Annotated in this window: 19 protein-coding genes and 1 riboswitch; of the genes, 8 read left to right on the top strand and 11 right to left on the bottom strand. The window is 64.2% G+C overall.

All coding sequences use genetic code 11. The features are described from left to right. Window positions 1–20: 20 nt before the first annotated feature. Complete coding sequence (locus tag PYR64_RS16965; protein WP_275776513.1) at window positions 21–2,144, bottom strand: penicillin acylase family protein; 2,124 nt, start codon at window positions 2,142–2,144, stop codon at window positions 21–23. Window positions 2,145–2,246: 102 nt separating this feature from the next. Here PYR64_RS16965 and PYR64_RS16960 point away from each other — a divergent pair, with 102 nt between their 5' ends. Together PYR64_RS16960 and PYR64_RS16955 are read left to right on the top strand one after the other, a co-directional pair. After that, complete coding sequence (locus PYR64_RS16960) at window positions 2,247–2,972, top strand: siderophore-interacting protein (RefSeq protein WP_275776512.1); 726 nt, start codon at window positions 2,247–2,249, stop codon at window positions 2,970–2,972. A 150-nt stretch (window positions 2,973–3,122) separates the two neighbouring features. Further along, window positions 3,123–4,646, top strand: coding sequence for a UDP-N-acetylglucosamine 1-carboxyvinyltransferase (locus PYR64_RS16955; protein ID WP_018778193.1), 1,524 nt, complete (start codon window positions 3,123–3,125; stop codon window positions 4,644–4,646). Between the two features lie 105 nt (window positions 4,647–4,751). On the opposite strand, the gene PYR64_RS16950 is transcribed toward PYR64_RS16955, so the two are convergent. Further along, a complete protein-coding gene (locus PYR64_RS16950; protein WP_275776511.1) occupies window positions 4,752–5,576 on the bottom strand; it encodes a DUF559 domain-containing protein in 825 nt (274 codons plus the stop codon). 218 nt (window positions 5,577–5,794) lie between these two features. On the opposite strand from PYR64_RS16950, the gene PYR64_RS16945 reads away from it, so the two are divergent. After that, window positions 5,795–6,979, top strand: a complete 1,185-nt coding sequence (locus tag PYR64_RS16945) for a glutamate--cysteine ligase (protein ID WP_275776510.1) — start codon at window positions 5,795–5,797, stop codon at window positions 6,977–6,979. On the opposite strand, the gene PYR64_RS16940 is transcribed toward PYR64_RS16945, so the two are convergent. The 4 genes from PYR64_RS16940 to PYR64_RS16925 are packed head-to-tail and all read right to left on the bottom strand — an operon-like array spanning window position 6,976 to window position 9,483. Further along, entirely contained in the window at window positions 6,976–7,593 is a 618-nt protein-coding gene (locus PYR64_RS16940) for a hypothetical protein (RefSeq protein ID WP_055972842.1), read from the bottom strand. The genes PYR64_RS16945 and PYR64_RS16940 overlap by 4 nt on opposite strands. A gap of 10 nt (window positions 7,594–7,603) precedes the next feature. Next, a complete protein-coding gene (locus tag PYR64_RS16935; protein ID WP_018778197.1) occupies window positions 7,604–8,812 on the bottom strand; it encodes an O-succinylhomoserine sulfhydrylase in 1,209 nt (402 codons plus the stop codon). After that, window positions 8,813–9,223: a rhodanese-like domain-containing protein gene (locus tag PYR64_RS16930; RefSeq protein ID WP_039243084.1), complete on the bottom strand. Its 411-nt coding sequence runs from the start codon at window positions 9,221–9,223 to the stop codon at window positions 8,813–8,815. It lies immediately after the preceding gene. Next, complete coding sequence (locus PYR64_RS16925; RefSeq protein ID WP_018778199.1) at window positions 9,220–9,483, bottom strand: DUF1737 domain-containing protein; 264 nt, start codon at window positions 9,481–9,483, stop codon at window positions 9,220–9,222. Before PYR64_RS16925 ends, PYR64_RS16930 begins: the two co-directional genes overlap by 4 nt. 13 nt (window positions 9,484–9,496) lie before the next feature. Next, window positions 9,497–9,608, bottom strand: a riboswitch (SAM riboswitch). Window positions 9,609–9,763: 155 nt separating this feature from the next. Here PYR64_RS16925 and PYR64_RS16920 point away from each other — a divergent pair. The 4 genes from PYR64_RS16920 to PYR64_RS16905 all read left to right on the top strand — a co-directional run bounded on the left by PYR64_RS16920 (window position 9,764) and on the right by PYR64_RS16905 (window position 14,393). Next, window positions 9,764–11,092 carry an NtaA/DmoA family FMN-dependent monooxygenase gene (locus tag PYR64_RS16920; RefSeq protein ID WP_018778200.1) on the top strand — a complete coding sequence of 443 codons (1,329 nt, stop codon included), beginning with the start codon at window positions 9,764–9,766 and terminating at the stop codon, window positions 11,090–11,092. Beyond that, the gene (locus PYR64_RS16915; RefSeq protein WP_275776506.1) at window positions 11,092–12,654 is read left to right on the top strand and encodes an aromatic amino acid ammonia-lyase; all 1,563 of its coding nucleotides are present in this window, start codon (window positions 11,092–11,094) and stop codon (window positions 12,652–12,654) included. Before PYR64_RS16920 ends, PYR64_RS16915 begins: the two co-directional genes overlap by 1 nt. Then, window positions 12,651–13,703: a cysteine synthase family protein gene (locus PYR64_RS16910; protein ID WP_018778202.1), complete on the top strand. Its 1,053-nt coding sequence runs from the start codon at window positions 12,651–12,653 to the stop codon at window positions 13,701–13,703. The genes PYR64_RS16915 and PYR64_RS16910 overlap by 4 nt, the downstream gene beginning before the upstream one ends. Window positions 13,704–13,910: 207 nt before the next feature. After that, entirely contained in the window at window positions 13,911–14,393 is a 483-nt protein-coding gene (locus PYR64_RS16905) for a carboxymuconolactone decarboxylase family protein (protein WP_275776503.1), read from the top strand. Window positions 14,394–14,539: 146 nt separating this feature from the next. On the opposite strand, the gene PYR64_RS16900 is transcribed toward PYR64_RS16905, so the two are convergent. After that, window positions 14,540–15,994, bottom strand: coding sequence for an amino acid permease (locus PYR64_RS16900; protein WP_018778204.1), 1,455 nt, complete (start codon window positions 15,992–15,994; stop codon window positions 14,540–14,542). Window positions 15,995–16,245: 251 nt separating this feature from the next. Beyond that, a complete protein-coding gene (locus PYR64_RS16895; protein WP_018778205.1) occupies window positions 16,246–17,187 on the bottom strand; it encodes an aminodeoxychorismate lyase in 942 nt (313 codons plus the stop codon). 87 nt (window positions 17,188–17,274) lie between these two features. Between PYR64_RS16895 and cls the strand changes: the two genes are divergently transcribed. Continuing rightward, window positions 17,275–18,747: a cardiolipin synthase gene (cls, locus tag PYR64_RS16890; RefSeq protein ID WP_018778206.1), complete on the top strand. Its 1,473-nt coding sequence runs from the start codon at window positions 17,275–17,277 to the stop codon at window positions 18,745–18,747. 14 nt (window positions 18,748–18,761) lie between these two features. On the opposite strand, the gene pabB is transcribed toward cls, so the two are convergent. The 3 genes from pabB to PYR64_RS16875 form a co-directional block, all read right to left on the bottom strand. Continuing rightward, entirely contained in the window at window positions 18,762–20,798 is a 2,037-nt protein-coding gene (gene pabB, locus PYR64_RS16885; RefSeq protein ID WP_275776500.1) for an aminodeoxychorismate synthase component I, read from the bottom strand. Continuing rightward, on the bottom strand, window positions 20,795–21,355 hold the full coding sequence (locus tag PYR64_RS16880) for a low molecular weight protein-tyrosine-phosphatase (RefSeq protein WP_275776498.1): 561 nt from the start codon (window positions 21,353–21,355) through the stop codon (window positions 20,795–20,797). Before PYR64_RS16880 ends, pabB begins: the two co-directional genes overlap by 4 nt. Before the next feature lie 106 nt (window positions 21,356–21,461). Continuing rightward, complete coding sequence (locus tag PYR64_RS16875) at window positions 21,462–22,067, bottom strand: TetR/AcrR family transcriptional regulator (protein WP_275776496.1); 606 nt, start codon at window positions 22,065–22,067, stop codon at window positions 21,462–21,464. Window positions 22,068–22,111 lie beyond the last annotated feature (44 nt).

Genomic DNA, 22,111 nt, shown 5'->3' with positions numbered 1-22,111 from the left:
CGGTAGGCGGGTGTCTGGTGTCAGTTCGGGTCTTTGGCCAGGGCGGACCAGTCCGTGGTTACAGGGACCATCCGGCCTTCGCTCCAGAGCGGGAGCTGGTCCCCGAAGTGGCTGTGGCCGGGCGGTCCGGCTGCGCCGAAAGGCACAATCCACCGGCTGTTCTCCCGGCAGTCCAGGTCCCAGACGTAACGGGCCACAGGTCCGCGGAAGCTTCGGTCGTCCACTCCAGGGAGGCTTTCGGTGCTCAGCACGCAGCCGGTGTCTCCACTGAGGGCGGCCGTGGGCGCCGCAGCGGCAAGGGTTTCGGGGAGCACATGGATTGCCAGCAGCGTGTGCCGGTCACCCCAGGACCCGCCGTCCAGCAATGCTTCTTCCAATGCCGTGGCTTCCAACGCCGCCGCTGCCTCCACGGAGACGGCGATGCCAAGTTCGGAGCCGCGGACCAGCAGGGTCTCCAGTGCGAAGCCGATGCGCGATGCCACGGACAACCACGGGCCAAACAATGGGGAATAGCCGCTCGGGGTGTTCAGGGGAGCAAGAGCGGCGTGCCGTCCGAGGCGCTGGACCAATGCACCGCGCCAGTCAGCGAAAACGGCCGCGGGATGGCTGCCGGCGTCCATCCGGCCATCCCACGCCAACAACTGTGATCGTAGTTTCCTAGCCTCGTCGGACAGCCCGGTTGTCTCCAGTGCAGCCAGGATCTTCCGGAAGAACGGCCACGGACCGAGCAACGTGTCGGTATGGATTCCCTGCATGGTGTCGCCGGACAGCGTCCCTGCCGGCGCGGACTCCAGCAATTGTTGGATGCGCAGCGCCCGGTATGAGGGGGCGAATTCCATAGCCACGGCGTCCCCACCACCGGCTGCCCGATCGTTCGCGCTGACGGCAAACTGCCGGACCTCGGTGCGGGGCAGCGCAACATAAGGTCCTTCCCAGGCATGGCGTGGTGACAAGGCCGGTGTGGGCAGCCGACGGTTCGCCGGGTTGCGCTGCGGAACCAGTCCGGCGACGAAATGCCTCACGGCCCCGGATGAATCCGCCGCCACCACACTGTTGACGGGCTCCACCCAGGCATCGAATGCAGCTTCAACGTCAGCGACGCTCCGGCTCCTCAACAGCGGCAGGAGGGCCTCAAAACCCAGCCGCTCCTCAACCCGCGCGGGAAAACGCAGACTCAGCGCACCGTCGTCGGGCATTTCCGAAATGACGGGGCCGCGGGCAGTCTCGATCACCTCAACGGTCACCGCGTCGCCACCGCGGACGCTGATGGTCTCGGTACTGACGACGGCGGGTTCCCAACCTTCCGCTCCGTGCGCCTCGATGCGTTCGCCATTGCTATCGGTGATCCGGCGGAGTTCTTCCACGTAGAGGTCCTGGTAGTCGGCCATGGCATTCGTGACGGCCCAGGCGGTGTGGCCTGTGTGGGCGAAGTGCGGCAGGCCCGGAACTCCGGGAAATGCGAAGCCTGCGACGTCGAATTCGGGGCAGGCCAGCCGCACCTGCTGGTACACGCCGGGCAGTTCCATAAGGCGGTGCGGGTCTCCGGCGATCAAGGGCAGGCCGCTCGCAGTCGTGGAACCGTGGGCGGCCCAGGCGTTGCTGCCGGACCAGATTGGAGCTTCGATGCTGAACAGGTCCACTGCATCTTCCCCGAGCGTCCGCGCGACGTGGGCTCGGAACAACTTGTTGGGAAAGGTGGAGAAGAGGATGTGGTGCACCAGGAAGACTCCCAGCGGTGTCCACGGAAGCCAAGGCTCAGGGGCGCAGCGGGCTTCGTCGAACTCGGGACCGCCACGAAGGCCGTCGGCGAGGGCCTGGTTGATGCCGGCAACGTACTGTCCGCACCAGCGTTGCGTTTCGTGGGGGAGTTTGTCGAAGCAGCGGCGCGCGGTGTCATTGAGCCGGGCCTGCCGGGCGAACCGGTCCCAGACCACGGCGTCGGGCCCCAGTACTTCGGCGACTCGGCCTTCTGAACGCCAGTGCTCCAGTTCGATCTGCCAGGACCGGTCCGTCGCGGCGTTCCGGCCTTGGAGGAAGGCGAGTTCGTCCGCGGAGTCAGCCCACAGGTGCGGGATTCCCCAGGTGTCGCGGTAGGTTCCGGTGCCGCCTGCCGGGGCGGATTGTTGCGTCGGGGCAGGCGTCATGATGTCAGGCCGCTTTCGAGCTTAGGTTAGGCTTACTTAAGTTCAAGATAAATGGCTTTGGCCCCGGGCACAAATCGTGGGCCATTCGTGAAGGAGTGCTGCTTGAAGCGCAATTGGGAAGGTGTCGTCCTGAAAGTCATGGGCGCCAAGGATTTCACCCTGCAGGTCACCGCCCGTGAAGAAATCACCCCCGACTTCCTTCGCATGCACGTGCGCGACGGCGGGCTCCTCAAGGCCAGCGGCCTGCACCCGACCATGTGGATCCGCCTCTGGTTCAACGACTCCGGCAAGGCCCACCAGCGCGCCTACACCCTGGTCAACGCGGATCCGGAGGCCGGTACGTTCAGCATGGACTTCGCCATGCACCGCGGGGTGGCAGCTGATTGGGCCCGCACCGTCCAGGCCGGCGACACCATCGACGCCACAGTCCAAGGCAGCTCCTTCGCGTTCCCGCAGCCCGCGCCGCGCCGCATCTGGGTGGTCGGCGATCCTGCCTCACTTCCGGCCATCAACTCGCTCCTGGACGCGCGGGGACCGCACGGCACACCGGTCACCGCCTGGCTCGAATACCAGCACGACGCCGACACCACGCTCGCCGTCCGGACCTCCGGCGACGACGTAGTCACCTGGATTCCGCGCAAACGAGACGGCGCCTCACTGGTTGAGGAAGTCTGCGCGGGGCTGGCACCACAGGCTGTGTCAGCGACGGATGACTTCTTCTGGGTCGCATGCGAGGCGTCCAGCACCCGTGCCATCGTGAAGCACCTGAAGAAGGAACTCGGGGTGGATAAGCATCGGATTGACGCGTTGGGGTACTGGCGGGCATAGGGAACTGAACCCACCGCCGCAGTGAGCGGCCCCGATGAGGCGAGTGCCGGCGTCGGGCTATATATCGCACAATACGGGTAGGGTGTGACGTTTACCGCCTAAACGGTGTTTTGCTAGCTACTTCTAACTCACTTGTGATATTTCTTGGTTATGACGCAACCGACCGCAGAACACGTAGGCCTCCTGCTCCGCAACGCCCGCGGCGAAAAGGGCTGGACGCAGGGGCAGCTGGCTACTGAGCTGGGAACCAGCCAGAGCGCTATCGCCCGGATGGAACAGGGCAAGCAGAACCTGAGCCTCCGGATGATCGAACGCCTCGAAGCGATCTTCGGCCGTTCCATCGTCAAGGTGGGCAAGCCCCAAATGACCCACCTGCGGGTGGAAGGCGGCCGTACGCTCTCCGGAGAGGTGGACGTCAACAGCAGCAAGAACGCCGGTGTGGCCCTGCTGTGCGCGAGCCTGATCAACCGCGGAACCACCACGCTGCGCCGCCTGGCACGTATCGAAGAGGTCAACAGGATCGTCGAAGTGCTGACATCCATCGGCGTGGAATGCACCTGGCTTAACGGAAGCGATCTGCGCATCCGCAGGCCCGAGGTCCTTGACCTCGAATCAATGGATGTGGACGCCGCCCGCCGGACCCGCAGCGTGATCATGCTGCTGGGACCGCTCCTTGACGAGACCAGTGAATACCTTCTTCCCTACGCCGGCGGATGCGATCTCGGAACCCGCACCGTTGAGCCCCACATGCAGGCGCTGCGCCAGTTCGGCCTCGAGGTTGAGGCGAAGTCCGGTTTCTACTCCGTCACGGCGCCCGCCGCCGACGGACACCACCGTTCGTTCGTGCTGACCGAACGCGGCGACACCGTCACGGAGAACGCCATCATGGCAGCCGCGCACCGCGAAGGCACCACGGTCATCCGCAACGCCAGCCCCAACTACATGGTCCAGGACCTCTGCTTCTATCTGCAGGGCCTTGGCGTGGATATCCAGGGTGTGGGCACCACCACGTTGAAGATCACCGGGCGGCCGGCCATCGACGTGGACATTGAATACTTCCCGTCCGAAGATCCCATCGAAGCCATGAGCCTGATCACTGCCGGAATCGTGACCAACTCGGAAGTCACCATCCGCCGGGTTCCCATCGAGTTCATGGAGATCGAACTAGCTACGCTGGAGCAGATGGGCCAGAAGCTCGAGATCTCCGGCGAATACATGGCCCGCAACGGCCGCACGCGCCTGGTGGACGTGACAACCAAGCCCTCGGAGCTGCATGCGCCGCAGGACAAGATCCACCCCATGCCGTTCCCGGGCCTGAACATCGACAACCTGCCCTTCTTCGCCGTGATTGCCGGCAACGCCGAAGGACAGACCATGATCCATGACTGGGTCTACGAAAACCGGGCCATCTACCTGACAGAACTCAACAAGCTCGGCGCCCAGGTTCAGCTCCTGGACCCGCACCGGATCTACGTCAACGGACCAACGAAGTGGCGTGCGGCAGAAGTTGGTTGCCCTCCGGCCCTGCGCCCCGCCGCCTGCCTTCTCCTGGCGATGCTTGCGGCCAGGGGTACTTCCGAGCTGCGCAACATCTACGTGATTGAGCGAGGTTACGAGGACCTGGCCGAGCGGCTGAACACCATCGGCGCGAAGGTGGAGTACTTCCAGGACTGATGCTGACGTATTTTTGCTGGATCATCGGAGCTCGCAGCAACGGAAAAGCCCGGAACTTCGGGCCTTCCGGCTGCTGCTTCGGGCGATGATCCAGCAAATACTCTGTCATCGCCCATCCCGCGGCCTTCCGAGCCCAAGGCACGCCCGGATCTGGCCCAAGACCAGCTCCGGCGAGTTCCAGATTTGCTCGGGGGAGAAGCTCAGGACGCGGTAACCCATTGCCTGCGCCGCGTTCAACCTGCCCATGTCCTTTCTCCAGGCCTCCCGTGAACTGTGGAACTGATAGCCATTGACCTCCACAATCAGCCAGCCGTCAATCAGGGTGTCCACCCGGCCCACTCCTGGGATTTGGACCTGCCGTTCAAAGGAGAGTCCCGCCGCCTCAAAAAGCAGGCGGGCACTGATCTCCGGGACGGATTCAGACAAACCGTCGGCCTGGCGCAGTCGTTTCCTCGCATTCCCGAAGTAGTTGGCCCGCAGCTCGCCCTCCAGGACGTCACGGGGAACTCCACGGTTTTTCATAGCGGACTGGGCCACGGCAATGGCGTCAACGTCCGGCAGGCACGTGAGAGCGTGAATGACAGTGTCTTCCAGCGAGGCAACTGGAACGTAGGACTCCGAGCCCAGCCTGAGACCTCCGTGCCGGATAAACCCCCGGCCTCTGTTGTGCTTGGTTGCCAGATGCAGTCTTCCCGGTTTGTCTTTAAGCCAGAGGCCATAGCGGACAGCTGCGCTTGCGCATGTCAGAAGTCCGTTGTTTACGAGGGCAGAGACAAACTCCGTATCTGCGGAGGGCAGAGCCCATATGCCGTGCCGCGGTTGATAGGCCCCCTCGAGCTTCCTTAGGTCCGCCGGGGTGTGCCCGTGGGCCTTAAGCAGCCCTACCTTGGCTACTCCACCTACTGACGACAAGAATTCGAATGCGTTCATGCCTTCAGTCAGCCACGGACTGGTCCCTCCCCGGCCCGGAAACTTCGCGTATGTGGACAAATCTGCTGGATCATCGGCCCCGGCCAGCTTGCTTGGCCGGCTAATCCGCGGGTCCTCTCCGTTTCCACGGACGATGATCCAGCAGAATCTGTTTGCCGCAGGCCAAACTGCCAGTCCCACCCTGTGTTCTGAAGGCCACCCGTGACGCAGAATGGAGCATGCGGACTTTCGGGGTCGAGGAAGAACTGCTCATCGTTGATCCGGTGACGGGCATGCCCTTGGCTCTCGCGGACGCGCTTCTGGCCGGCTACGAGGAACCTGCCACGGAGACCGGACTGAGCCAGGAGCTCAAGCTGGAGCAAATCGAAACCCAAACGCGGCCGTGTCACAGCTATGCCGAACTCCTGCAGCAGATTCGCCGGGGTCGCGCCATGGCCGATGAAGCTGCCCGGCGGCACGGGGCAAGGGTTGCAGCGATCGCCACTTCACCATTGGCCTCGAACACGCACACCACCCCGGATCCCCGGTACGCCGCGATGCTGGACCACTTCGGCATCATCGCCACCGAGCAGTTGACGTGCGGGTTCCACGTGCACACTTCAGTGGAGTCCCCGGAGGAAGGCGTGGTGGTGCTGGACCACATCCGGGACAAACTCGCGGTACTCACCGCGCTCTCGGCCAATTCGCCCTACTGGCGCGGGCTTCCGACCGGGTTCGACAGCTACCGCACGCAGGCATGGAACCGGTGGCCCACGTCCGGGCCGTCATCGCTTTTTGGCTCGCTCACGGCTTATCGACGCGTGGTGCAGCGCTTGCTTGATACCGGTGTAGTCCTGGATGAGGGGATGATCTACTTCGATGCCCGGATCGCCAGGAACCAGCCCACCGTAGAGGTCCGGGTCGCCGACGTCTGCCTCCGCGCAGAGGACGCGGCGCTGATCGCGGTGCTGGTGCGGGCTTTGGTGGAGACGGCCTCCTTGGAAATGCTCGACGGCGTTGATCCCACCCCGGTGCCGACCGCCCTGCTGCGGATGGCGGGTTGGCGGGCCAGTAATTCCGGTTTGCGGGGAGACCTCCTGGACTTCGGCGATTTCCGGCCCCAGCCTGCCGCTGATGTCGTGTGGGCGTTGGTTGACTATCTCAGCCCGGTACTGGATGACCAAGGTGAATTGGCGCTGGTCAAGGCGGGCATTGCCGAAATTCTGGGACGCGGCAACGGAGCGCTCGAACAACGGGACGCAGCGGCACGGTACAGCGCCAGGCATCGTGACGGCGGGAATCCGCCCGGCTCCGAAGCCCTTGCCACCGTGGTCTCGCACGCTGCGAAGGTGACTGTTCGTGGCACCGCGACGGGCGCGTTCAAGGACCCGGTCCCGCTGCTGACCAGAGTGCGGCGGCCTTAGCCCTCGATGTCTCCGATGTTCTCGCTATCCCCGATGTCCCCGGGTTCCGGCCACGCCATCAGGTACGCTCCGACGGCTCCTTCGGTGAGGTAGAAAACCAGGGGCGGGATGTCCTTGGTGGTCGCCAGGACGGTCCCGGAAACCACGGCCATCCCTGCTGCCGTCATCCCCGCCCATCGTTTGGCGGGGGACTTCAGCAGGCTGCCGCCCATGGCAGCCAAGCCCAGCACATGCAGCCATGAGTAGGCGAGGAACGGTGCATTGGATCCCCGAAAATAAGCGAAACGCTCAAGGTCCGAGGCCCGCCGCGACAAGCTGTAGATGAAGAATGGTGCGCCCGCGAGCAGCGCTGTTGCTGCCGCGGACGCCCACGCTTTGGAGGTCCCTGCCGGTTGTGCTTTCGAGAACGCCAGGAAGCCCACCGGGACTGCGGCGGTTCCTGCAGCGGCCGCGTGGTGGCCGATCACCCATCCGCGCTCGCTGGCAAGCAGCAAACGCAGGCGCTCTGCGGGGTCGTGCATGAGGTACACGCGGGATCCCGGTGAAATCCCGGCCAACCACACCACCGATCCCGCAACGATGACAGCCCCCGCCCGGCGGTATGGATGCCTCATGCCAGCAAGGTTAGACCTGTTTGAGGGCCTTCTCCAGATCCAGGATGAGATCGTCCACGTCCTCCAGCCCCACCGACAAGCGCACCACGCCATCGGACAGCCCGATCGCCGCCCGGCCCTCCGGACCCATGGCCCGGTGGGTGGTGGTGGCAGGGTGGGTGATCAGCGACTTGGAGTCACCAAGGTTGTTGGAGATGTCGATGACACGCAATCCATCAAGCAGCGCGAACGCGGCTTCTTTCGCGGAGCGGCCAGTGGACGGCGAGAGCTCGAACGTGAGCACTGTGCCGCCGGCTTTCATCTGCTTCGCGGCGAGCTCGTACTGCGGGTGCGACTTCAGCAAGGGGTACTTGACCCAGCTGATGGCGGGTTGCTGCTCCAACCATTCCGCGATCTTCAGGGCCGATGCCGAGCTGTGGTTGACTCGGAGCCCGATGGTTTCCAGGCCCTTGGTCAACACCCAGGCGTTGAAAGCCGAAAGCGATGGCCCCGTGTGGCGCATGAGCTGCTTCACCGGTCCATCGATGAACTCCTTGGTGCCCAGGATCGCGCCACCGAGGACGCGTCCCTGGCCGTCGATGTGCTTGGTGCCTGAGTACACAATCACGTCGGCGCCCAGCTCGCCACAGCGCTGCAGCAGGGGAGTGGCAAAGACGTTGTCGACGACGACAGTCGCCCCAGCGGCATGCGCCAGTTCGCTGACGGCCTGGATGTCCACGATTTCCTGCATCGGGTTGGACGGTGACTCGAAGAAGACCGCAGTGGTCGGCTCGGAGAGAGCCTCACGCCACTGGTCAAGGTCCGGTCCGTCAACAAACACGGTCTCCACGCCCCAGCGCGGAAGGATTTCGTTGAGGATCACGAAGCAGGAGCCGAAGAGGGAACGGGCGGCAACCACGCGGTCGCCGGCAGCCAGCAGGGCACCCAGTGCGGTGAACACGGCGGACATGCCGGACGCCGTCGCGAAGCAAGCCTCGGTACCTTCGAGGAGGCGCAGCCGCTCCTGGAAGGTGGCCACGGACGGGTTGCCGTAGCGGGAGTAGACGAAGCGTTCGTCCTCGCCGGTGAAGGCGCGTTCTGCCGCGGCGGCGGATTCGTAAACGAAGCCGGAGTTCAGGAAGACGGGTTCGGCCGTTTCCTGGAAGTTGGTACGGTCAAGTCCACCGCGAACGGCCTGGGTGTCGGGGCTCCAGCCGGCGGCGTCAGGATTGAAAGTCACTTACTCGGTCCCCAGATTCGTTGGCAGGCCACGGTTCTTCCAACCATTGACGGTGCGTTCGCCGTAACGGTCGGGTTCGCCCTCAAAGCCTTCAAGGACGTTGTAGGCGGTGAAGCCTGCCTGCGTGGCGGCGATGGCGGCGGCGATGGAGCGCTGGCCGGAGCGGCAGATGAAGACGAGCTCCACGCCGTCGTCCTCGGGTGCCTGTTGTTGCAGGTCCTCGATGAAGCGGGAGTTCGGGATGCCGCCGGCGAGGTTCCACTGAATGAACAGGGGATCGTTCTCGGTGGCTTTCGTGTCGGGGATTCCGATGTGGGCCCATTCGCCCTCGGTGCGGACGTCCACCAGGATGGCGCCCTGTTCAAGCTTGGCCCACGCGTCCTGCGGGGTCAGGTCACCTGCGTAGCTCATGCGTGGCCCTCGAATGCTTCTTCGTCGTCGGTATCCAGTTCATCAACGGCGTTGGCGACTGCGGCATCGGCGCTGGCAATCGCGGCGGGCAGGACGACGGCCTGCGCGACGATCACGTCGGTTCCGTTGAACGTGGCGGCGGGGCTGCCGTGCAGTACGTACCCATCCGCCAGGGCGTTGGTGATCCGCTCACAAAAGTCGCGGGTATCCGGGCCTGTTATCAGGCGGTAAGAGAGTTTTTCTTCAGTGGGTTCAGGCATTGCTGGTGCTCCTCAGTCACGCTTGCAGTTCGAGTTGTCGATACGCCGAGTAGTCACCTGAGGCACCCCGCCGGAGAGAGGGTTGCCGACCAGCAAGTCAGGGCTTTGCGCTGGTTCTCATTACTCAAGAAAAACGTAGCATTCACGACGACGGCCCGCACGGCGGCCGTCGTCATGTTGCGTAACCGGGCGGTACTGGAGTACGGGTCCAATTAAGACGTCCCGGGAGCATAATTGACGCAGTACGACCCCCTGTAACTTCGTATGAAATCAGGTCGCGGTGAACGGACAGAGCAGTTCTACACTCAAGCCCATGCTGCATTTTGGTTGGTTCGTTGGGCACGGTTTCGGGGTGCAGGGCTGGGGCACTCCGGGCTACAGCCTGGGGTACGACTGGAAGAAGCCCGCCCTGTACCAGGAGGCCGTGCGCGCGTTCGAGCTGTCCGGGCTGGACCTGTTCATCATCGAGGATTCCCTGACCGTCCCGGACACCTATGGTGGTACTGCCGAGGTTTCGCTGGCCCATGCTTCCTTTGCGCCGAAACACGATCCTTTGGCGTTGGTCCCGTACTTGCTTTCCGCCACGGAGCACCTGGGGATCGTTCCCACGGTCAGCGCTTCCTTCTACCCGCCCTTCACCGCGGCCCGGCTCCTCGCTACCCTGCAGCACTTCTCCGAGGGGCAGCTCGGATGGAATGTGGTCACCTCGGGCAGCGATCTCGCCGCGCAGAACTACGGCTTGGACCAGCAGATCGAACACGACCTCCGGTACGAAAAAGCGGAGGAATTCGTCGACGTCGTCAGGCGGCTTTGGCGTAGCTGGGAGGCCGACGCTGTACTTGAGGACGTTTCAGCCGGGGTGTTTGCGGACCATACCAAAGTGCACCCGATCAACCACGACGGGGACTTCTTCAAGGTCCGTGGGCCGTTGAACACGGCACCGTTGCCCGAGGAACCCGTGCTTGTCCAAGCGGGCGCCTCTCCGCGGGGCAAAGCGTTTGCCGGCGGTCACGCGGATGTGGCAATTGCGCTCGCCCGCGGCGTTGACGGTATGAAGGCCTACCGGGATTCGATCCGGGCCGAGGCGGCGAAAGCCGGCCGGAATCCCGACGACGTGAAGGTGCTTTTCGTGCTGAAGCCCACCGTGGTGGGTTCCACAGCCGAGGCCGAGGAGTTGCGGGCGCAGCGCCGGGAATTGACGCAGCGCGACATCGACAGCCAGCTCAACTCCATCTCCTACCTGTCCGTGATCGACTTCAAAAAGTTCGACCTCGATGCCCCGCTTCCGGAGTTGAGCACCAACAGCAACCAGGGCACCTTGGAGCACTTCGCCAAGGCTGCCCCTCCCGGGTCCACTCTGCGTGAAATCCTGCAGGCACGCAGCGGTGGTGCCGGGGATTCGATCATCGGCACGGTGGGAGAAATTGCGGATTATCTGGAGGAGACCGGCGCGGCGGTAGGGGGCGACGGCTTCCTGTTCTCCGGCTTCGTTGATCCGGTGACCGTGCACGGTGTGCTGGACAAGCTGACCCCGGAACTCCGCCGCCGCGGCCTGTTGAGGAAGAGTTACGGCAACGGCGGATTCCGCCAAAACCTGCTGGATTTCTAATGGGCATTTTCACCATCGGGACGGGCCCCGTTTCCGCGTTGGCTGTGGCGGAAGCGGCTGCGGATCCGACATTTCACGTGGAACTCAACCAAGAAGCGTTGAATTTGATCGGACGGGGAAGGGACATCGTGGAGGAGGCGGCCGCCTCCGGCCAACGGATCTACGGTTTGAATACCCTTCTAGGGTCAGGCCGGGACACTGCTGTGGAGGAGAAGTCCCTCCTCGCCTACCAGGTGCAGGTCATCAGGTATCACAACAGCGGCGTAGGCCCGTATCTGGATCGTGCCGCAGCGCGCGCAGTGATCCTGGCCCGGCTTGTCGGGTTCAGCCGGGGCGGCTCCGGAGTGCGTGTCGGGACCGCAGGGTTCTACGCCGAACTGCTCAACCGCGGCGTCTACCCCGCCATCCCGCGCGAAGGGTCCGTGGGTTCCTCCGACCTGACCCAGCTGGCCGCCGTCGCTGCCGTAGCCCTGGGCGAGGGGGAAGCGTTCGATGCCTCCGGCATGCTGGTGCCCGGCGCCAAAGCCCTCGCGGACGCCGGCCTGCAAGCCCTGCAACCTGCTGCCGGAGAGGCCTTGGCCCTGGTGAGCGCCAATGCCTACTCCGTGGGCGCGGGAGCCCTCGCCTTGGTGCGCCTGCAGCACCTGGCCCGGCTCGCCGACGTCGCGCTTTCATTGTCGCTGGAGGCGATCGCAAGGTACGACGGCGGCGGAAACCTCAGTCCCTTTTCGCCGGCCATCCAGAGGGCCAAGGCGGTTGACGGCCAGCGGGACTCGGCCGCCGCTGTTCGACGGCTTCTCAGCGGTGGCTGGCTGGAGGATGTCCGCAGGGAAGCGTCGGTACAGGACGCGTTGTCCTTCCGGGCTGCACCGCAGACCCACGGGGCGTTCCGGTTCTTGGTGGCGCAGTTGCGTTCGGGCCTGGAAGTGGAGCTGAACGGCCGGGGAGACAACCCGTTGGTCGATGTGGAGTCGGGAACGATGGTGTCCGGCGGGAACTTCCAACCCATGCAGCTGGCGTTGTCCTTCGAAAGCCTGCGGTTGGGATTGGCGCACGTGGGGATTTCCAGCGAGCGGCGGATCGCCAAGCTGTATCCACCGCAGCGGGCCATCCGGGCGAGGCACCTGGCAGCGGCGTCCTCCGCGCCCGGTGCGGCGTCTGCCTTGATCCAGGAGGAGCTGCCCGGGCTGCTCTGGTATTCCGCGGCCGGACTGTTGGCCGAACTCAAATTCCTGGCAGCGCCGGCAACCCTCGGCGCGCCCACGCTCTCAGCCGACATCGAGGACCACTCGACGCTTGCTCCGCTGGCCTTGCAACAGCTGGAGAAGTCGATTGATGCCGCGGAGAAGCTCCTGGCCATCGAGTCCCTCACGGCTTCCTACCTCCTGCTGGAAGCCGAAGCTGCACAGCCGCTCGGCAACGGGACCGGGCTGGTGGCGGGCCGGCTTGCTGATGTGTTGGCGGACCGGCCGCCGGCGCCGGACCTGGTGGAGCGCTCGCGGACGGTGCTGCGCGAAGCCGTGGATCAGCTTTTCACTGAAACAGAGGAGGCGACGCCATGAGCACGGCCACCCGTAAGCATGGGTTGCATGCACTGCCCGGGGGTCTTGATGGTCTCGACGCCTCGGTCCTGGAAAAGGTGGGGAACACTCCGCTGGTCAAGCTGGAGAACTTCAGCCGCGGGCTCGGCAGTGTCATCCACGTCAAGCTGGAGTCCGAGAACCCCGGTGGTTCCATCAAGGACCGCACGGCACTAAGTATGGTGCGGGCGGCCGAGCGCTCGGGGGAGCTGAGGCCGGGGGCCACCATTGTGGAGAGCACGTCCGGTAACACCGGGATTGGGCTGGCGCTGATCGGGCACCTCACGGGCCACCCGGTGGTGGTGGTCACGGGCGACACCATTTCCGAGGAAAAACTCGCTGCGCTGCACAACTATGGCGCGCGGGTGATCCTGACGGATTGGAACGCGCCGTCCGAGTCTCCGGAGAACGCGCGAGCCGTGGCCGCCCGGATTACCGCCGAAACACCCGGCGCCTGGCGGCCCATGCAGTTCGACAATCCGGCCAATCCTTTGGCACATTACGAGACCACGGGGCCGGAGATCTGGGAACAGACGGGTGGGCTGGTGACGCATTTCGTGGCCGGCATCGGTACGGGCGGCACCATCAGCGGCAACGGGCGTTACTTGAAGGAACAGGTGGCAGCCTCAAGGCCGGGCGGGCACGTTGAAGTGGTAGGTGCAGACCCCTACGGATCCGCGTACAGCGGGGGTCATCCCGGCGAAATCCTGGTGGACGGCGTCGGCAACTCCTGGCCGCAGTCAGAGTGGCCCAAGATCTTCGACCGCTCCATCGTTGACCGCTTCCTCCGGATCCCCAACGACGAGGTCTACAGCACGGTCCATCGGCTTCTTGACGAAGAAGGGCTCGCGCTGGGGCCGTCGTCCGGTCTCGCTGTCGCGGCAGCAGTGCGCGTGGCCCGCGCCGCGCCTCACGGTTCGGTGGTGGTAGCCATAGCGCCCGACGCCGGCACCAACTACCTGAGCAAGGCCTTCAATCCCGTATGGCTGGCCGAGAACGGCATCCGCCTGGCCGCCGACACCCCGGAGTGACCCTCCCTCACATCCCGCGTGCTTGCCGGTGACGCTCGCTCACGTTCCGCGTGCTTGGCTGTGACCCTCCCTCACGTTCCGCGTGCTTGGCTGTGACGCTTGCTCACATCCCGCGTGCTTGGCTGTGACCCTCCCTCACGTTCCGCCTGCTCGGTGGTGACGCTTGCTCACTTAAGCTCTCCGAGCGCGGTGCGTTAAGCTCCAAACATGCCTGAACAGGAAACAAAACCGCGGCTGGCCGGTTATCTCGATAAGCAGCAACCGGTCCTCTACGCGACGCTCAGCCACTATTCGCAGCAACTCGTTGACGAAGCTGACCGGCTCGGGATCCCGCGCCGGACCCTCGAACTAATCAATTACCTGTGTTCGCAGATCAACGGGTGCGCGTTCTGTTTGGATCTCCACCACCGTCGGGCACTGAAGTACGGCGAGACGGAGCAGCGCCTGTCATTGGTGGCTGTGTACAAGGAAGTGCAGTTGTTCGAACCCAGCGAGGTCGTCGCCATGGAGATCGCGGAGCAGATTACCCGCATGAGTACCTCCCGTCCCAGCCCGGAACTGTTTGCCGTGGCGCGTCAGCACTACAGTGACGAACAGATCAGTGTCCTCTGCATGGCGGCGATTGGAATCAACGCTTTCAACAGGCTGTCAATTCTGAGCGAGCACCCGGTGCGGGCAAACAAGAAGTAGACCCAAGGCCATCAGCCGCGGAGAGTGATTGTGCGCAGGCGGGGTGAGGTCCGCCGTCGACCTTCCACAACAGATCAGCCCCTGGGCAACCGAAAGAGTTGTCCAAGGGCTGATCTGCATCCCAACAGGGTCAGGAATCCGCGGCGCTAGGAGTTGACGGCCTTTTTAAGCGAGCGGCGGCGTCCGTACTTGAAGTAGAAGAACGCGTAGCAGGCACCCACGAAGGGCACTCCGAACAGGAGGGCCGCCACTTGGTTGGGATCGAACGCGATGCCGATCAACGACACAACGCACAAGGCGAATGCGAGGATCGGCACCAGCGGGAACAGCGGCGCTTTGTACGGCAGAGTGTTGACGTCGCCACCGTTCCTCACGAACGTCCTCCGGTAGATGAAGTGTGAAGCCACGATCGACATCCACACACCTACCGTCGCAAAGCCGGCCACGGAAACGAGCACCAGGTAAACGGTAGCCGGCGCAACGACGCTGCTGATCAGCGAGGCGAGACCGCCGAGCATGCTCACGCAGAGGGCAACCAGCGGGATGCCGCGCTTGGTGAGCTTCTTGAAGACCTGGGGTGCGTGGCCTTCGTCGGCCAGCGAGAACAGCATGCGGGCACAGGAGAAGAGGCCGCAGTTTCCGGCCGAAAGCAACGCCGTGATGATCACGAAGTTCATGATGTCCGCCGCGTACGGGATGCCGAGCATGGAGAAGACGGTAACGAACGGGCTCTCGTCGACGCTGACTTTTTCGTACGGGATGGTTGCCGCAATCACCGTGATGGCACCAACGAAGAAGATCATTAGGCGGATCACCGTGGTACGCATTGCCTTGGGGATGTTCGCGCCGGGGTTGGCGGTCTCACCAGCGGCAACACCGATCAGTTCGGAACCGGAGAAGGCATAGAAGACGGCCAGGCACGTGACAAAGACTCCCGTGAAGCCGTTCGGGAAGAGCCCGTCAGGGGTGCTGAAGTTCTCGCCAAACGTGGGGTAGTCGCCCGTTGCAAGGGGGTGGAAACCGGTAAGCGCGGCGCCGCCCAGGATGATGAGGCCGACGACGGCGGCGACCTTGATGAGCGCGAACCAGAACTCCGATTCCCCAAAGACGCGCGATGAAATGGCGTTCAGGGTGAAGAGGACAGTTGCGAAAACGAAACACCAGATCCAGACATCCACGCCCGGGAACCACCGTTGCATGAGCAGCCCGGCCGCGGTGAATTCCGAACCAAGGGCCACAGCCCAGCAGAGCCAGTACAGCCACGCCGTGGCGAAGCCCGTGGCGGGTCCGATGGTGCGGGCGGCATAGATGTGGAATGCGCCCGAGACGGGGAACGCAACAGCGAGTTCCCCGAGGCAGGCCATCACGAGATACACCACGACGGCGCCGATCAGGAAGGCAAGCACCGCGCCCAGGGGGCCGGCGGTGGCGATGGTGTAGCCGGAACTGACGAAGAGGCCTGAACCGATGACACCGCCCATGGCGATCATGACCAGGTGCCGGGCCTCCATGGACCGGCGGAGTCCTGATGGTGAGGCGGCAGTTGCGGACTGCGCCTCGGTTGCCGATGCTTCGGCTTTTGTGGGGGAGCTGAGTCCCATATTCCCTCCGGGAAGTTAGCCAGCAAAGTCTGAAGTAGTGGCAGTCGGACGTGATCCAACTAACACGAGAACAAGATTCATCACATGACGAATGACCATTTCAAGGAGGATAAGAAATGCGATTGGACGCACAATTTGCTCATGGCTGAGGCCAAGAGTTCCTTATCATTGAGTCATGCGAGCAATTACTCTACTTGCGACCTGCTAGGTTCCAAGCGGAGCATCCTTGGCAGACGCCCCAGGGCGGACCTCTATTCGATACCCGCGAACAATTCGTTCAGCTCGGCTGTGAGCTGCTTTCGGATGGCGGGTGTGCCGACTTCCTTGCCGTTGATGTGGTTCACCGGAGCGATCAAGCGAATACTCGAGATGAGCCACACGGCGTCGGCGTCGAACAAGTCTTGCGGCTCCAGCGGACCGTAGCCAAGTTCCCAGCCGGCGGCCTTGGCTGCCGCGAACAGCGCACCCTGCGAGGTTCCCGGAAGGATGCCGCTGTCCAGCTGCGGTGTAATCAGGCGGCGAACAGTCCTGACGGAACCCGCGCCGTCGTCCACTTCTTCAAGGTGCGCCAGCAGCACGGTGGACGTCGGTCCTTCCAGGACGCGGCCGTCGGTCGAGGTGAAGATCGCGTCGTCGGCGCCTTGCTTATGCGCGTAGCGCAGTGCGGCCATGTTGACGGCATAGGAAAGTGTTTTGGCACCGAGCAACAGCCATGGTGCGCGCTCGCCGGCTTCGGTGTCGAAGCCGCGGTCCAGAAGCACGACGTCGATGCCCGTCTCGCGCTGCCGGCGACTGCCCGCGGGTGAGGGCGAAGCCTGTACCCAGCATGTGGGGCTCGCCGCACCTTCAACACCGCGGGTGACGATGAGTTTGACCACAACCTCGTCCTCCTCAGGCGTGGGCGCAGGGTGGGTGCTGCGGAATTCCGTGATGGCCGTTTCGATGGCCCGCCGCCAGGCGTCCTGATCGGGCAGCGTCAGGTCCAAAGCTGCTGCAGAACCGGCCAGCCTGTTCAGGTGTGCCTGGACTTTCCGGGGCCGGCCTTGGACAGCCAGGAGTGATTCGAATACGCCATCTCCGCGTGTAGCTCCCAGGTCCGTGGCCATGAGCTGCGGTTGGCTGGAATCGGCAATTCGGCCGTTTTCGAAGGCGGGGTCCAGGAAAACGAGGACCGTGGGGGCTGCTGAAGTCATGGTCCCAGCTTAGTGCGGGGCCACCGCTGATGACTTTGCCGGATAGGCTGTGGTCACTGTTGTCCATGAACCGTGGGGGTTTGTCAGGTGCTCTTTCCTTTTCCGTTTGGCCAGGAGTGGACCTGGTTGCTGGGTGCGTGGGCCATCGCGGAAGTCATCATGCGGATCGTCCTGCTGGGTATCATTCCCGGCAATCGCCGTCCCACGACGGCCATGGCATGGCTTTTGGCTGTGTTCCTCATCCCATCCGTGGGCTTCGTCCTGTTCCTGTTGTTTGGCAATTTCAAACTTTCCAAGCGCAGGCGGGAGCAGCAGGAAGAAGTCAACCGCCGCGTCCGTGCCGTGACCTCCGATCTTTCGGATCCGGTGAGCGTCTACTCCGGACCCGAGTGGGTGAAGTCGGCCGGGGAGCTTAACCACAGGCTGGGCTCGCTGCCCATGGTGGATGGCAACAAGGTGGAGCTGATCCCCGGCTACCACGAGTCCATTAAGGCCATGGCCGAGGCCGTCAGGGACGCCAAGAACTACATCAACGCCGAGTTCTACATCATGAGCAGTGACTCCGTGACTGATGAGCTCCTGACTGAGCTGGAGAAAGCGGCTGAGCGGGGCGTCACTGTGCGGCTCCTCTTCGACCACATTGGAACGTTGCGCGTCAAGGGCTACCGCCGCCTGATCCGCAGGCTCAAAGCGGGCAAGATCCAGTGGAAGCGCATGCTGCCCCTGCTGCCCATCCACGGCCAATGGCGGCGTCCGGACTTGAGGAACCACCGCAAAATCATGGTGATCGACGGCCAGGTGGCATTCACCGGTTCGCAGAACCTCATTGAGCCGTCCTACAACAACCCCAAGCACCACAAGGTGGGACGCAAATGGGTTGAGCTCATGTCCAGGCTTGAAGGCCCGATCGTCCCCACCCTCAACGTGGTCTTCGCGACGGACTGGCTCAGCGAAACGGACGAGTCCCTGGAGGACCAGCTGCGCCTGCCGGCGTTGCCGTCCCCCGGCCAGGTCACCGCACAGGTTGTGCCCAGCGGCCCGGGGTTCGCGACAGAGAACAACCTGCGGCTCTTCAACACGTTGATCTACTCGGCGCAGCACCGGATTTCAATCTGCAGCCCGTACTTCGTCCCCGATGATTCCTTGCTGTACGCCATCACCACTGCCGCCCAGCGGGGGGTGGACGTGGAGTTGTTCGTCTCGGAGAAGGGCGACCAGTTCCTGGTGCACCACGCCCAGCGCTCCTACTACGAGGCACTGCTGAATGCAGGGGTGCGCATCTATCTCTACCGCGCGCCATACGTCCTCCACGCCAAGCATTTCACCATTGATGACGAGGTGGCGGTTCTTGGTTCCAGCAACATGGACATGCGCTCCTTCTCCCTCAACATGGAGGTCTCGGTGATGCTGCTGGGCTCCGAGACCGTGAACCTCATGCGGGCCGTGGAATCCACGTACCGCGAGGTATCCCGTGAGCTTATGCTGGACGACTGGATGGACCGGCCCCCGTTGGCCAAGTATGTGGATAACGTGGCCAGATTGACGGCAACGCTCCAGTAGTCCTCACCGGGGATTCAGTCGGGGAAGCCGGCGCCGAGGGTTGAGAGCACCCCGAAGGCCTTGGCCCGTATTTCCTCGTACTCGTCGTCGGCCACGGAATCCGAGGTGATGGCGCCGCCCACGCCGAGCGTGAGGGTACGCCCCCTGCCGCCGTCGGGATTGGCCACCAGGGTGCGGATAACCACCGCGAGGTCGGTGGCGGCGTTCAGGGAGAAGTAGCCGATGGCGCCGGAGTAGATGCCGCGCGGCCCTGCTTCGAGTTGGTCGAGGATGTCCATGGTGCTGATCTTGGGCGCCCCGGTCATGGATCCTGCCGGGAACGCGGCGGCTACTGCTTCTGCCCGAGGAGCGCCTGGCCTCAGGTGTGCGTCCACGGTGCTCACCATCTGGTGGACGGTCGCGTAGCTTTCGATGGCGCACAGCCTGCTCACCGTCACCGAACCGGGGATGGCGAAGTGGCTGAGGTCGTTGCGCAGGAGGTCCACGATCATGATGTTCTCGGCGCGGTCCTTCAGTGAGGTCTCAAGGTCCTGCCGCAGGGCTGCGTCCGCGTCAGGGTCGGCAGACCGGCCCCTGGTGCCCTTGATCGGCTCGGCGCGCATGCCGCCGTCGGACAGGATCCGCAGGAACCGCTCAGGTGAGGTGCTGGCGACCTCCAGCTCCCCGAACCGCAGGTAACTGGCGAACGGGGCCGGGTTCCGGCGTCGCAGTGCAAGGTAACTGGTCCACGCGTCGAAGTCCCCCGCGGGTGCTTCCAGCGTGGTGGTCAGGCAGATTTCGTAGGAGTTGCCCTCGCCGATTTGGTGCTGGGAGTCGGCGATTTTGCGTTTGTAGTCGGTGGCGGAATCGCGGCTGACGAACTCGGGGACGGTTGCCGTGGGGGCGGCATCCGCGCCTGGAGAAGCGGCACCGGAAGACCCGACGACGGCGGCCCGCGCCTCGCGCAGCCACTCGTCCGCGTCGGGGGCGTCCAGGGCCAGCAGCCATACTGTCTGTTCGCGGTGGTCCAGCACCACGGCCCGGCCCGCGAAGAGGAGTGCGGCGTCCGGGGTGTCGGAACGGACATCGTTGCCGCCGGTTTCGCGCTTGAGTTCGTAGCCCAGGTATCCCAGCCAGCCGAGCGTGAATTGGCCGTCGTATCCGCGGGGCGCGCGGACCGCCCGTCTGCCCCAGACCGAGTCCAGCCACCGGAAGAAGGGGCCGGATGTCGTCACAGAGGCTGACCCCGCCGTGACGGTGGTGACCCCGGAACGGTGCGACACCGTCTGGCCGAAAGTGCCGCCGTCGTCGGCCAGGATGCTGAAGCGGCTGCGGGCCGCGGCTTGGGAGCGGCCGGCCACTGCGGCCGCGTTGGACGAGTCGAGCCACACGGCGTTCCGCGACTGCCCGTAGAGGGTTTCGAAAAGGCGTGCGGCGTCCGGCGTCGCCTCCAGGCGCTCGGACCGCAACTGCAGCCCGCGCCGTGCGCTCAGTTCGGGGGAGAGGATGGCTGCCAGCGCCGGCAGGTACATGAGTGCCTGGAGAACGTGGTCCGGCGCGCTGCCGTTGGCGGGATTTTGGACGTGGATGTCGGCTTCGGCGATGACGGAGTCGTCCGAGAGCCACTCTTCTTCCTGCGCAGCCCAGGTGTCCCAGTAGGGTTCGTAGGTACTTCCGTCGCGCGTCAGGGCTCGACGACGGCGATCGTCACCCGGCGCTTCCACCCACACCACGGCGTCCAGCATGGGACGGGCGGCGTCGGCGGCGGATCCCACGCCCTCCACGATGACGATTTCCGCGGGCAGCGTGACGTTCAGCCCGCCGTCGTAGTGCCGTTCCCAGTCCCAGCTGACCCATTCTGCGGCCGTTCCCTGGCTGAGCGGGGTGAGCACGGTGGCCACGTAACGCTCGATGCCGGTACGCAGGCCGTTCCACCCCGGATAGATGTCCTCGAGGTGGAAGAGCGAAACTTTATGGTGTTGCCGAAGCCGGGCCGCCAGCTCGACGGCCAGTGTGGTTTTGCCTGCGCCGGACCTGCCGTCAACAGCGATGATCACGGGTGCAGGGGTCATGTCATAGAGGTTACCTGCTGGTGCTCCTGGCCTGCTTCGGTGTCTCCGGAGGCGATGGCTGCTTTGGCGTGTTCCACGATTCCCGGGATGGCCGATTTGATGAGCGTCCAGGTGCTGTCGAAGTCCGTGTGCCCGCCGTACCAGGGGTCCTCGATGCCAAGGTCCAGGGAGCTGCGGTCGGCCACTTGGGGGTCGAAGCTTCGCAGCATGCGGACCTTTTCCAGTGAGGCGCGGTCAGGGGCGCCTTCCTGGAGCCAGCCGAAGTGGTCAACGTCCAGGGCCAGGATCAGGTCCCGCCCGGCGAACCATTCGTGCCGCCATTCCCGGGCCACGTGGTCCTCGGAGGCGATGTGCTGGGCTGTCAGGACGCGGGCGGCGCGTGGGTCGATGGGGTGGCCGACCTCGTAGCCCGTAGTGCCCGCTGAATCCACCACTACAAGCTCGCCGAGCCCTTCCGCAGTGAAGGCTTCGGCCAGCATGAGCGCTGCCATGGGCGAGCGGCAGATGTTTCCGGTGCAGACCGTGATGATGCGGTATGGGCTCGTCGTTGAGTACATGCAGCAAGCATGGTTGATGGCACCCCCTCTTGGCTAGGGGCAACTTCACAAGTGAGTCACTTTTGCTGTCAAAGCTGTCACAGGGGGAGGTTCTGCACCGCTTCGATCAGGCGGTGGCGGCTGCTGTGGCTTCGGCGGCCAGCGCTGCTGCGGCCAGGTGGACGGTGCGCATGACGGCGGCGCGTCGCCTTTGGATGCGGCCGGGGTCATTGCCGGCCATGAGCCCGTCCAAGGCCGGCAACACCGGTGCGGAATCGCAGAGGCTCACGATGGTGATGAGGAGGTCTCCCGCGTCTTCCCGGGAGATTCCGGGCAGGGCTGCGATGGTGCTGTTTACCTTCGATGCGCAGTTGGCCATGCGTTTGGGCAGGCCAACCACGTCGGACCCCCGTTCCAGGCCTTCCCAGAACAGCAAACGGGGGGCCGTTGCGTCTTCCTGGTGATGGTCGAAGAGCCGGCCCGCATAGTCCGCCATGGCTTCGGGGCCGTTGCCCTCGATGGGTACTTCGTCCATGAGGGAGCTGAGCGCCGCGACAATCACGGCGTCGAACAGCCCGTTCTTGTTCCCGAAGTACTGGTAGATCCGTTCTTTGTTGACGCCGGCCTCGGACGCGATCCTGTCGATGCGGGCGCCCGCCAGTCCACGTGTGCAGAACTCGGTGGTTGCCGCTTCCAGCAGCAGTGCCTTGGTTCGTTCCGTGTCCCATGCCATAGGGTCATATTAGCAGTTTCCAACTAAGTAGTTGTAATTGTTCC

This window comes from Paenarthrobacter sp. Y-19 (assembly GCF_029223985.1).
GTDB lineage: Bacteria > Actinomycetota > Actinomycetes > Actinomycetales > Micrococcaceae > Arthrobacter > Arthrobacter nicotinovorans.
The sequence above is the reverse complement of the archived record's forward strand: the minus strand, read 5'-3'. Positions and strand labels throughout refer to the sequence as shown.